13 protein-coding genes are annotated in these 10,297 nt (G+C 57.6%); 6 read left to right on the top strand and 7 right to left on the bottom strand.

Features of this window, described 5'->3' with window-relative positions:
• Window positions 1–3: 3 nt before the first annotated feature.
• The 3 genes from ACIPIN_RS12240 (at window position 4) to tsaA (ending at window position 2,236) form a co-directional block, all read left to right on the top strand.
• The gene (locus ACIPIN_RS12240; RefSeq protein WP_401118820.1) at window positions 4–471 is read left to right on the top strand and encodes a DUF1456 family protein; all 468 of its coding nucleotides are present in this window, start codon (window positions 4–6) and stop codon (window positions 469–471) included.
• Window positions 472–603: 132 nt separating this feature from the next.
• Complete coding sequence (locus ACIPIN_RS12245) at window positions 604–1,374, top strand: SDR family oxidoreductase (protein WP_401118822.1); 771 nt, start codon at window positions 604–606, stop codon at window positions 1,372–1,374.
• Between the two features lie 163 nt (window positions 1,375–1,537).
• Window positions 1,538–2,236, top strand: coding sequence for a tRNA (N6-threonylcarbamoyladenosine(37)-N6)-methyltransferase TrmO (gene tsaA / locus ACIPIN_RS12250; RefSeq protein ID WP_401118824.1), 699 nt, complete (start codon window positions 1,538–1,540; stop codon window positions 2,234–2,236).
• Between the two features lie 199 nt (window positions 2,237–2,435).
• Here tsaA and fpr read toward each other — a convergent pair whose 3' ends face one another.
• Window positions 2,436–3,215: a ferredoxin-NADP reductase gene (fpr, locus tag ACIPIN_RS12255; protein WP_003189055.1), complete on the bottom strand. Its 780-nt coding sequence runs from the start codon at window positions 3,213–3,215 to the stop codon at window positions 2,436–2,438.
• A 149-nt stretch (window positions 3,216–3,364) separates the two neighbouring features.
• On the opposite strand from fpr, the gene ACIPIN_RS12260 reads away from it, so the two are divergent.
• Window positions 3,365–4,291: a LysR family transcriptional regulator gene (locus ACIPIN_RS12260; RefSeq protein ID WP_401118826.1), complete on the top strand. Its 927-nt coding sequence runs from the start codon at window positions 3,365–3,367 to the stop codon at window positions 4,289–4,291.
• Here ACIPIN_RS12260 and ACIPIN_RS12265 read toward each other — a convergent pair.
• The 3 genes from ACIPIN_RS12265 to ACIPIN_RS12275 form a co-directional block, all read right to left on the bottom strand.
• Window positions 4,288–4,650 carry a diacylglycerol kinase gene (locus ACIPIN_RS12265; protein WP_401118828.1) on the bottom strand — a complete coding sequence of 121 codons (363 nt, stop codon included), beginning with the start codon at window positions 4,648–4,650 and terminating at the stop codon, window positions 4,288–4,290. The two genes, ACIPIN_RS12260 and ACIPIN_RS12265, sit on opposite strands and share 4 nt — an antisense overlap.
• Window positions 4,651–4,725: 75 nt before the next feature.
• Window positions 4,726–5,376 carry a response regulator transcription factor ErdR gene (erdR, locus tag ACIPIN_RS12270; protein ID WP_123428383.1) on the bottom strand — a complete coding sequence of 217 codons (651 nt, stop codon included), beginning with the start codon at window positions 5,374–5,376 and terminating at the stop codon, window positions 4,726–4,728.
• A 184-nt stretch (window positions 5,377–5,560) separates the two neighbouring features.
• Window positions 5,561–6,361, bottom strand: a complete 801-nt coding sequence (locus ACIPIN_RS12275; protein ID WP_401118831.1) for a tRNA-uridine aminocarboxypropyltransferase — start codon at window positions 6,359–6,361, stop codon at window positions 5,561–5,563.
• Between the two features lie 189 nt (window positions 6,362–6,550).
• Between ACIPIN_RS12275 and ACIPIN_RS12280 the strand changes: the two genes are divergently transcribed.
• Window positions 6,551–6,976, top strand: a complete 426-nt coding sequence (locus ACIPIN_RS12280; RefSeq protein WP_401118833.1) for a PA3611 family quorum-sensing-regulated virulence factor — start codon at window positions 6,551–6,553, stop codon at window positions 6,974–6,976.
• Here the strand turns inward: ACIPIN_RS12280 and ACIPIN_RS12285 are convergent, their stop codons facing one another.
• Window positions 6,977–7,171, bottom strand: a complete 195-nt coding sequence (locus ACIPIN_RS12285; RefSeq protein ID WP_401118835.1) for a hypothetical protein — start codon at window positions 7,169–7,171, stop codon at window positions 6,977–6,979.
• A 505-nt stretch (window positions 7,172–7,676) separates the two neighbouring features.
• Here ACIPIN_RS12285 and ACIPIN_RS12290 point away from each other — a divergent pair.
• Entirely contained in the window at window positions 7,677–8,795 is a 1,119-nt protein-coding gene (locus ACIPIN_RS12290; protein ID WP_401118837.1) for a TIGR00730 family Rossman fold protein, read from the top strand.
• Window positions 8,796–8,837: 42 nt separating this feature from the next.
• On the opposite strand, the gene recX is transcribed toward ACIPIN_RS12290, so the two are convergent.
• Window positions 8,838–9,305, bottom strand: a complete 468-nt coding sequence (recX, locus tag ACIPIN_RS12295; RefSeq protein ID WP_401118839.1) for a recombination regulator RecX — start codon at window positions 9,303–9,305, stop codon at window positions 8,838–8,840.
• Between the two features lie 8 nt (window positions 9,306–9,313).
• A partial coding sequence (gene recA, locus ACIPIN_RS12300) for a recombinase RecA (RefSeq protein WP_401118842.1) occupies window positions 9,314–10,297 on the bottom strand: 984 nt, incomplete at its 5' end.

Below are 10,297 nucleotides of genomic sequence, written 5' to 3' on the forward strand. Positions count from 1 at the left end.
ACCATGATTCATAACGACGTACTGCGCAGCGTGCGCTACATGCTCGACATCAGCGACAAGAAAGTCATTGAGATCATCAAGCTCGGCGGCATGGACGTCACCATGGAAGACTTGGTGACGTACCTCGATAAAAAAGAGGAAGACGAGGAAGGCTTCGTACGCTGCCCGGACGACGTCATGGCGCATTTCCTCGACGGCCTGGTGTTCTTCAAGCGCGGCAAGGACGAAAGCCGTCCGCCGCAGCCGATCGAGCTGCCAGTCACCAACAACATCATCCTGAAGAAACTGCGTGTGGCCTTCGAACTGAAAGAAGACGACATGCACGCGATTCTCAAGGCTGCCGAGTTTCCGGTTTCCAAGCCTGAGCTGAGCGCGCTGTTTCGCAAGTTCGGCCACACCAACTACCGCCCATGCGGCGACCAGTTGCTGCGCAATTTCCTCAAGGGCCTGACCCTGCGCGTTCGCGGCTGATTCCCTGGCCTGCGGTGACCAACTCGGTCACTGCAGGTACGCATGACCGCCCATTCCGCTCGACAATAGTGGCTCCGCTTCTCGCACCTGACGACTAGGGTAAGTACTTCCCTACAGCGCTCAGGATTTGCCATGCACCCGTACTTCTCCCTGCAAGGCCGCACCGCTCTGGTGACCGGCGGAACCCGTGGTATCGGCAAAATGATCGCAAAAGCTTTCGTTGAGGCTGGCGCGAGCGTGTACGTGTGTGCCCGCGATGCGCAAGCCTGCCAGCAGACCGCAGAGGAATTGAGCGCCTTCGGGGTTTGCCACGGGGTGGCCGCCAACCTGACCCATGAAGAAGGTGTCCAGCAATTGGCCACGCGGCTGAACGAACAGATCGGCCATCTGGATATTCTGGTGAACAACGCCGGCACCACCTGGGGCGCACCGCTGGAAAGCTACCCGGTCAAGGGCTGGGAGAAAGTCATGCAGCTCAACGTGACCTCGGTGTTCAACTGCATCCAGCAATTCCTGCCGCTGTTGCGCAAGGCCGGCTCGGCCGCCAATCCAGCGCGGATCATCAATATCGGCTCGGTGGCCGGGATTTCTTCCTTCGGCGAACAGGCCTATGCCTACGGCCCGAGCAAGGCGGCCTTACATCAACTGTCGCGGATTCTTGCTCGCGAGCTGGTGAGCCAACACATCAACGTCAACGTTATCGCCCCAGGGCGCTTCCCGAGCAAAATGACCCAGCACATCGGCAACGATGAACAGGCGCTGGCCGAAGACACGGCGCTGATCCCAATGAAACGCTGGGGCCGCGAAGAAGAAATGGCCGCACTGGCCATCAGCCTGGCGAGCACCGCCGGGGCCTACATGACCGGGAACATCATTCCTCTGGATGGTGGGTTCAGCCTCTGAAATCGGCGGTGCGGCCATCGCGAGCAAGCTTTGCTCCTACAGTTGTCCGGCCGTACTCTTGTAGGAGCAAAGCTTGCTCGCGATGGCGGACTAACAGGCGCCACCGATCCAGCGGTTGCTCGGGTTATCATGCCCACCTCTTTCCCGCCTTGACCCCAACCCCATGACCTACAGCGTTTCCCCGATCGGCTTCGTGCGTTCCTGCTTCAAGGAGAAGTTCGCCATTCCGCGTCAGCCGCAACTGGCTCCAGCCGCTCGCGGCATTCTGGAACTGGTGGCGCCATTCGATCAGGGTGATGCGGTGCAAGGCCTGGAGCAGGTCAGCCATGTCTGGCTGCTGTTCCTGTTTCATCAGGCGCTGGAAGACAAACCGCGACTCAAGGTCCGCCCACCGCGCTTGGGCGGCAACAAGTCCATGGGTGTGTTCGCCACGCGCGCGACCCATCGACCCAATGGTATTGGCCAATCGGTGGTCAAGCTGGACAAGGTTGAAGCCAATCGCCTGTGGATCTCCGGCATTGACCTGTTGGACGGTACGCCGATTCTCGACATCAAACCCTACGTGCCCTACGCCGATATCATCCCGTGCGCATCCAACGAGATCGCCAGCGCCGCGCCGCAGCTGATTCCGGTGCAGTGGGCAGACGCAGCACTGCAACAAGCTCATACGCACGCTCAGCGCCTTGAAGAGCCCTTGGTCGAGCTGATCGAGCAATGTCTGGCGCAAGACCCACGCCCGGCCTACCAGACGCCTGCACCCGAACGCGAATACGGCGCCCAGTTCTGGGATCTGGACGTGCGCTGGCATTACCCCGAGCCGGGGTTGATCCGCGTCCTCGAAGTCATCCCCGTCAACGCATAAACCCCATCAACGCCCGCCGGAAACGAAAAAGCCCGCCTTGCCTTCTCAGGCAACGCGGGCTTTTTGGGTCAGACACATAACTAATGTGGGAGCGAGCTTGCTCGCGAATGCGGACTATCAGTCAACATCATCGTTGAATGCTAAACCGCTTTCGCGAGCAAGCCCGCTCCCACAAAGGCCCGATCCCAAGGGAAAAGGCTTACTTCTCGACGAACGCACGCTCGATCAGGTAGTCACCCGGCTCACGCATACGCGGCGAAACTTTCAGACCGAAGCTGTTGAGCACTTCACTGGTTTCGTCGAGCATGCTCGGGCTGCCGCAGAGCATGGCGCGGTCGTCTTCAGGATTGATCGGCGGCAGGCCGATATCGCTGAACAACTTGCCGCTGCGCATCAGGTCGGTCAGACGACCTTCGTTTTCGAACGGCTCGCGAGTCACGGTCGGGTAGTAGATCAACTTGTCACGCAGGGCCTCGCCGAAGAATTCGTTCTGCGGCAGGTGCTCGGTGATGAACTCGCGGTAAGCGACTTCGTTGACGTAACGTACGCCGTGGCACAGGATCACTTTTTCGAAACGCTCGTAGGTTTCCGGATCCTGGATGACGCTCATGAACGGCGCCAGACCGGTACCGGTGCTGAGCAGGTACAGATGCTTGCCAGGCTTCAAATCGTCCAGCACCAGGGTGCCGGTCGGCTTTTTGCTGATGATGATCTCGTCGCCTTCCTTCAGATGCTGCAACTGGGAAGTCAGCGGACCATCGGGAACCTTGATGCTGAAAAACTCCAGATGCTCTTCCCAGTTCGGGCTGGCAATCGAGTAAGCGCGCATAAGCGGGCGGCCGTTGGGCTGTTGCAGGCCGATCATCACGAACTGGCCGTTCTCGAAGCGCAGGCCCGGGTCGCGGGTGCACTTGAAGCTGAACAGAGTGTCGTTCCAGTGATGAACACTGAGGACACGCTCGTGGTTCATGTTGCTCATGTACGGGGGACTCCTGGAGATTTGTCTGCGCATGCTCTGCGCCTGCTCTGCAAAAAATGAGCTGCCGAGCGCAATTGCATAGCATTCTAATGGCGGCGACAATATCTGTTAAATGGATTATTAAGATAAGGGTTATCGGTTATATAGATATGCGATTTACTCTACGTCAACTTCAGGTCTTCGTCGCCGTCGCTCAGCAAGAGAGTGTGTCCCGTGCTGCGGGTCTGCTCAACCTTTCGCAGTCGGCGGCCAGCACCTCTATCACCGAACTTGAGCGCCAATCCAGTTGCCAATTGTTTGACCGCGCCGGCAAGCGGCTGAGCCTCAACGCCATGGGCAAACAACTGTTGCCACAGGCGGTAGCCCTGCTGGACCAGGCCAAGGAAATCGAAGACCTGCTCAACGGCAAGTCCGGTTTCGGCTCGCTGGCGGTCGGCGCCACCCTGACTATCGGCAACTACCTGGCGACTTTGCTGATCGGCAGCTTCATGCAGCGACATCCAGAAAGCCAGGTGAAGCTGCACGTGCAGAACACTGCCAACATCGTGCAACAAGTCGCCCACTATGAAATTGATCTGGGTCTAATCGAAGGCGACTGCAGCCACCCGGACATAGAAGTGCAAAGCTGGGTCGAGGATGAGCTGGTGGTGTTTTGCGCCCCACAGCACCCGCTGGCCACCCGTGGCCAGGCGACCATGGAAGAACTGACATTTGAGGCCTGGATCCTTCGCGAACAGGGTTCAGGCACACGCCTGACCTTTGACCAGGCCATGCGTCATCACCGTAGCGCATTGAATATCCGGCTTGAGCTGGAACACACCGAAGCGATCAAACGCGCGGTGGAGTCTGGCCTTGGGATTGGTTGTATTTCGCGGTTGGCGCTACGCGACGCGTTCCGTCGCGGCAGTCTGGTGGCGGTTGAAACACCGGATCTGGATCTGGCGCGGCAGTTCTATTTCATCTGGCACAAACAGAAGTATCAGACGTCGGCCATGCGGGAGTTTCTCGAACTGTGCCGCGCTTTCACCGCAGGGGTTCAGCGCAGCGACGAGATCGTGTTGCCGACGATTGCTTAAAGCAGAATCACCGCCCACACCAGCGCGATCATGCTCAGCGCCAACAGTTGAGCAGCGCTGCCCATGTCCTTGGCATTTTTCGACAGCGGGTGCCGTTCGAGGGAAATCCGGTCAATTGCCGCTTCCACGGCCGAATTGAGCAACTCGACAATCAGCGCCAGCATACAGACGGCAATCAGCAAGGCACGCTCGACGTGGCTGACGTTCAGCAGAAACGCTACCGGAATCAGGATGACATTCAGCAGGACCAGTTGACGGAAAGCGGCTTCGCCGGTGAAGGCTGCACGCAGACCGTCGAGGGAATAGCCACCGGCATTGAGAATGCGCTTGAGACCGGTTTGACCTTTGAAAGGCGACATAGAGTAGGCAACTGAACCAAAAGGAGTAGAAAAGCTAGATCAACAAACGTTAAAAAAGCGTGAATGAACGAGCCTTTAGTGGCTAGAGATTGACTCAAGTTGTTGCAAGAGCAACGCCGCCTGAGTCCGGGTACGCACACCCAACTTGCGGAAAATCGCCGTCACGTGCGCCTTGATCGTTGCCTCCGAAACACTCAGTTCGTAGGCTATCTGCTTGTTCAGCAAACCTTCGCAGACCATGGTCAAGACACGGAACTGCTGTGGCGTCAGACTGGCCAAGCCTTCGCTGGCAGCCTTGGCCTCGTCCGAAACACTGACCGCTTCAAATGCCTGCGGCGGCCAGAAGACGTCGCCATCCAGCACCGTGCGCACGGCTTGCTGAATCACTTCCAGTGAACTGGATTTAGGGATAAAACCGCTAGCCCCGAATTCACGGGAACGCACCATGATCGATGCTTCTTCCTGAGCCGAAACCATCACCACCGGGATCTGTGGGTATTGACCGCGCAACAGCACCAGCCCGGAAAAGCCGTACGCGCCCGGCATGTTCAGGTCCAGCAGCACCAGATCCCAGTCAGCCTTTTCGGTCAGACGGGTTTCCAGCTCGGCAATGCTCGCCACTTCCACCAGACGAACCTCGGGGCCAAGGCCCAGGGTCACGGCCTGATGCAGCGCGCTGCGAAAGAGAGGGTGGTCATCGGCGATCAGGATTTCGTATGTGGCCATTTTTCAAATGATCCTGTTTTTTATGGCGGACCTAATGCATTCAGGCCTCGCCAAAGCAACTCAAGGTACCGCCAGACAGCGGCACCAACAGGGCACGCTCAACGCCAAGAGCCCATAAAACCAGCGTTTCAATCTTTGGCCGCACCCCAATCGGCGCCAAGGATGCCCAGCGAAGCCTGGGTGGTCAAGCCGAGAACCCTTGGTTACCTGTCAGTATGGGTGACTCATCAGACATAAGCGGCGCTGTGTGCTCAACGAAAGGCCGTAATTCTGTATGGGCAGGGGTCGAGACATTCAATTCCAACTGATGTTTAGCATCGAGGTAATGCTGGCTGAACACATCGAAATAGGCGTCCAGTGCCGATGCAGCGTCCACATCCCCCGCCAGATCCAGGCACAACGCAGCAACTTCGGCGGTGCACAGATGCTCGCTTCGGGTAGACCTTCGCAAGCGGTACCGTGAGAGCTTTTCGGGAAGCAGGCTCAAAATCGGAAAAGCATCGAAATAAGGGCTTTTCCGAAAAATCTTTCTCGCTTCGGTCCAGGTGGCATCCAGCAGGATGAACAGCGGGCGCTTCTCGCAAGTTGCCTCAACCGTATGAGTCACGCGTTCGGCAGCAACGTATTCACCGGGAAAGACCAGATAAGGCTGCCATTGCGGGTCGGATAAAAGCTTGATCAGTTGCGGATCGATTTCGGTACGTGACCAGATAAAGGCAAAGTTGTCCCTTACCACGTCAGCGATCAGCCAGCCGGTATTGCTCGGCTTGAACACTTCCTTCCTGGTCATGATCAGGCAAACGCCAGCCCGTGATTCGACCAGGGGACGCCAGTTACACAGGCAGTGACTCTCAATCACCCGGCACGTATGGCAACGGGGCGCCCGTGAACCGCGAGCCAGAAAAGGCTTGGTACTCTCCTCTTCGCGCTCATCGCGCAGACGGGCTACGGCGTTCATGGCAAAACGTGAGGCTGCATTGCTCATCGCAGGCAGCACGGGCAGGAAAGAGATATCGACACAAAAAACACTCGGCAGGGCAGGAAGTCGCGCCAGTTTACCAGAGCGGCTCGCCCAAACCTGTACCGCCTACCCCCGCTCGCCTATAATCCGCCACCACTGAACGCACCGCCATGTGGCTGGTCGAAGCACCAGTCACTGAACCAGGAGAGTTTCATGCTGCGCCTTATCGTTCCCACCGCTGCCCTTCTGCTGGCCCTGCCCTTCAGCGCTCAAGCGGCCTCTTTGAATGACTTGAATCTGGGCAAGATGCTGGAAAAGGTTGCTGCGGAAAGTAACGTCGGCTTGCCTCGGGAAATCAATGAGCACCTTCTCGACCAAGGCTATACGGTTGAAGGCAAGCAGCTGATCGACCACATCAGCGTGCAATCAGGTTATGCCGACGAGATGCGTGCCAATCCGAAAGCGGTTTATCTGCAGCTGGGCGCCAGCGTTTGCCGCAACGCGAACTACCGCAAACTGATGGCCAAAGGCGCGATCATGCGTTATGACTTCTCGGAAAACAAAACCAATCGGCCTGTAGGCTCGGCCAGCTACCAGGAATCGGATTGCCCTGCGCAAACGGCACAAAAGAAAAAGTAATCACTGCGAACCTGCGCGCCGTTGCTCATCATCGGCGCGCAGTTCTGCCACCAGCGCCTGCAAATAAGGTGAGCGCTGTTCCCTGCCTTCCAGCCGCCGACGACATTCCTCTTCGAGGCTCACGTGATTGCGCTCGGCCGCCGACTGCAGCAATCGATACAGTTGCGTATCGACCTCCAGAATCACCAGGCTCATTGCCAGCCTCCTTGCACTTGATCGCCAATCATTGCGCGATGACTCCCCACAGCTCCTGAAGCGTTGCGCCTTGCCCTGGACGCAATGCTGTCTTGTTGCGTCTGTAACTTAGTAAATCAGAGCTCTGGCCATCTGGTACAGGTTCTGACAGGCGGCGAAAGCCGATTGCAAATCCGTAATAAGTTATTGCCAGCGAAGACTTTCGAGGACCATGATCAAGTCAGCACAACTCACCGCGAACGTCTAGATTCAGTGTATTCGTGTTAAATGTTCAAGGCAGAAAAGGGGCTGCCCATTCAGAGTCTTGTAGTGCGAACGTTTCTTTCATCCAAGGGATAAACAGAACCCGTCTGGATGACTCGACCGCCACTTCAACGCTTCATGGTCATGTCGAGTCGGGTGTAGTGCCCAGCCCTCTTTGCGGGCTGACAGCGACACAAGCAGTGTCGCGGCTCAGGCGAATTTCTCGTTCGAGCCGAAGGTTCTGTGTAGAAGGAGAAGTTGAATGCCTTACCAACCGAATGACCTTCTGGTGCGTCATTTTCAAAGCATCGGCGTCGATCTCACCAGCAAGATCGAAGAGCAACTCAACCTGGTTTCACCCAATAGCCCGAATATTCCGATTTATCGCGACATGATGTTGACTGTCTTGCGCATGGCGCAAGAAGACCACAATCGCTGGAACGCCAAGATCACCCTGCAAGCCCTGCGCGAACTGGAGCACGCCTTCCGTGTGCTGGAGCAGTTCAAGGGGCGGCGTAAAGTGACCGTTTTCGGCTCGGCACGTACACCGGTTGAACATCCGCTGTACGCCCTGGCCCGGGAGCTGGGCGAAAAACTCGCTCAATCGAACCTGATGGTCATCACCGGTGCCGGTGGCGGCATCATGGCCGCCGCCCACGAAGGTGCAGGCCGGGATCACAGCCTTGGATTCAATATCACCCTGCCCTTCGAGCAGCATGCGAATCCGACGGTAGACGGCACCGCCAACCTGCTGCCCTTCCACTTTTTCTTTACCCGCAAACTGTTTTTCGTCAAAGAGGCCGACGCGCTGGTGCTCTGTCCGGGCGGCTTCGGCACACTGGACGAAGCCCTGGAAGTGCTGACCCTGATCCAGACCGGCAAAAGCCCGCTGGTTCCCGTGGTGTTGCTGGATGCTCCCGGCGGCAGTTTCTGGGAAGGGGCGCTGGACTTCATCCGCAATCAACTGGAGGCCAACCGTTACATCCTGCCGAGCGACATGAAGCTGATTCGTCTGGTGTACAACGTCGATGAAGCCGTGGCCGAGATCAATCAGTTCTACAGCAACTTCCACTCCAGCCGCTGGCTGAAACGTCAGTTCGTAATTCGCATGAATCACAAACTCAGCGACCAAGCGATCGAGCATATGCAGGAGGCCTTCGCCGACCTGTGCCTGAGCGATCACTTTCATCAACATACTTACAGTGGAGAGGAGCACGACGAAGCTCAGTTCAGTCACCTGGCGCGACTGGCCTTCGCCTTCAACGCCCGTGATCACGGACGCCTGCGTGAGTTGGTCGACTACATCAACCTGCCGGAAAACTGGGCCACGGCTCAGCCCCCGACGCCACAGCGCCAACGGGAACAGATCAAGGTTACATGATCAAAAAAAGGCCCGACTATTTCAATAGTCGGGCCTTTTCAGTCAGTCATCCATTCCTCGGCCGCTGAACAAGCGGCCAATCATTTCCATGGAATATCCCCGATAGGCGAGGAAGCGCCCTTGCTTGGCGCGCTCGCGGGCGTCTATCGGCAAATGCCCGGCAAACTTGCGCCGCCAGGTGTCTTCCAGGTTTTCTTGCCAACTGATTCCGCTTTCACGCAGGGCGAGCTCAATATCGGCACGTTGCAAGCCACGCTGGCTCAACTCTTCGCGGATGCGCAAAGGGCCATAGCCGGAACGGGCACGGTAGGAAACGAAGCTTTCGAGGTATCGGGATTCGGACAGCAGCCCCTCTTCCGTCAGACGGTCGAGTGCTGTATCGATCATTTCATCAGAAGCGCCGCGCTGACGCAGTTTACGCGTCAGCTCGACTCGACCGTGCTCGCGTCGCGCGAGCAGGTCCATTGCGGTTCGCCGCACCGCGACGAGGGTATCGAGTACGGCGGTCATCGGATCAATCAGATATCAGCGTCAGCCAGATCATCAGCGGTTGCTTTGACCGGCGAAGCTTTGACGTCTGGAGTCGGTGTCAGCAGCTTGTCGCGAATCTGCTTCTCAAGGGTGGCAGCGATGTCCGGGTTGTCCTGCAGGAACTTGGCCGAGTTGGCTTTGCCCTGACCGATCTTGCTGCCGTTGTAGGCATACCAGGCACCGGATTTCTCAACGAAGCCGTGCAGTACGCCAAGGTCGATCATCTCACCGTTGAGGTAGATGCCCTTGCCGTAAAGGATCTGGAACTCAGCCTGACGGAACGGCGAAGCCACCTTGTTCTTGACGACTTTGACGCGAGTTTCGCTGCCAACTACTTCATCGCCTTCTTTCACCGCGCCGGTACGGCGGATGTCCAGACGAACCGAAGCGTAGAACTTCAGCGCGTTACCACCGGTGGTGGTTTCCGGGCTGCCGAACATCACGCCGATTTTCATCCGGATCTGGTTGATGAAGATCACCAGGCAGTTGGCGTTCTTGATGTTACCGGTGATTTTACGCAGCGCCTGGGACATCAGACGGGCTTGCAAGCCCACGTGCATGTCACCCATTTCGCCTTCGATTTCAGCCTTCGGTACCAGGGCCGCCACGGAGTCGACGATGATCACGTCAACCGCGTTGGAACGCACCAGCATGTCGGTGATTTCCAGGGCCTGCTCGCCGGTGTCCGGTTGGGAAACCAGCAGGTCATCGACGTTGACGCCCAGTTTGCCGGCGTATTCCGGGTCCAGTGCGTGCTCGGCGTCGACGAATGCGCAGGTCGCGCCGGCTTTTTGAGCCTGGGCGATCACGGACAGTGTCAGCGTGGTTTTACCGGAGGATTCAGGACCGTAGATTTCAACGATACGACCTTTTGGCAGACCGCCAATGCCGAGTGCGATGTCCAGACCCAGAGAGCCAGTGGAAATAGCCGGGATCGCCTGACGGTCCTGATCGCCCATACGCATTACGGC

The sequence above is a fragment of the Pseudomonas sp. NPDC087697 genome (genome assembly GCF_044743155.1).
Classification (GTDB): Bacteria; Pseudomonadota; Gammaproteobacteria; order Pseudomonadales; family Pseudomonadaceae; genus Aquipseudomonas.

What these genes read in the sequence shown, in the direction of transcription:
- ACIPIN_RS12240 (WP_401118820.1), top strand. Translation starts at nt 4, where the DNA reads ATGATTCATAACGACGTACTGCGCAGCGTGCGCTACATGCTCGACATC.
- ACIPIN_RS12245 (WP_401118822.1), top strand. Translation starts at nt 604, where the DNA reads ATGCACCCGTACTTCTCCCTGCAAGGCCGCACCGCTCTGGTGACCGGC.
- tsaA (WP_401118824.1), top strand. Translation starts at nt 1,538, where the DNA reads ATGACCTACAGCGTTTCCCCGATCGGCTTCGTGCGTTCCTGCTTCAAG.
- fpr (WP_003189055.1), bottom strand. Translation starts at nt 3,215, where the DNA reads ATGAGCAACATGAACCACGAGCGTGTCCTCAGTGTTCATCACTGGAAC.
- ACIPIN_RS12260 (WP_401118826.1), top strand. Translation starts at nt 3,365, where the DNA reads ATGCGATTTACTCTACGTCAACTTCAGGTCTTCGTCGCCGTCGCTCAG.
- ACIPIN_RS12265 (WP_401118828.1), bottom strand. Translation starts at nt 4,650, where the DNA reads ATGTCGCCTTTCAAAGGTCAAACCGGTCTCAAGCGCATTCTCAATGCC.
- erdR (WP_123428383.1), bottom strand. Translation starts at nt 5,376, where the DNA reads ATGGCCACATACGAAATCCTGATCGCCGATGACCACCCTCTCTTTCGC.
- ACIPIN_RS12275 (WP_401118831.1), bottom strand. Translation starts at nt 6,361, where the DNA reads ATGAGCAATGCAGCCTCACGTTTTGCCATGAACGCCGTAGCCCGTCTG.
- ACIPIN_RS12280 (WP_401118833.1), top strand. Translation starts at nt 6,551, where the DNA reads ATGCTGCGCCTTATCGTTCCCACCGCTGCCCTTCTGCTGGCCCTGCCC.
- ACIPIN_RS12285 (WP_401118835.1), bottom strand. Translation starts at nt 7,171, where the DNA reads ATGAGCCTGGTGATTCTGGAGGTCGATACGCAACTGTATCGATTGCTG.
- ACIPIN_RS12290 (WP_401118837.1), top strand. Translation starts at nt 7,677, where the DNA reads ATGCCTTACCAACCGAATGACCTTCTGGTGCGTCATTTTCAAAGCATC.
- recX (WP_401118839.1), bottom strand. Translation starts at nt 9,305, where the DNA reads ATGACCGCCGTACTCGATACCCTCGTCGCGGTGCGGCGAACCGCAATG.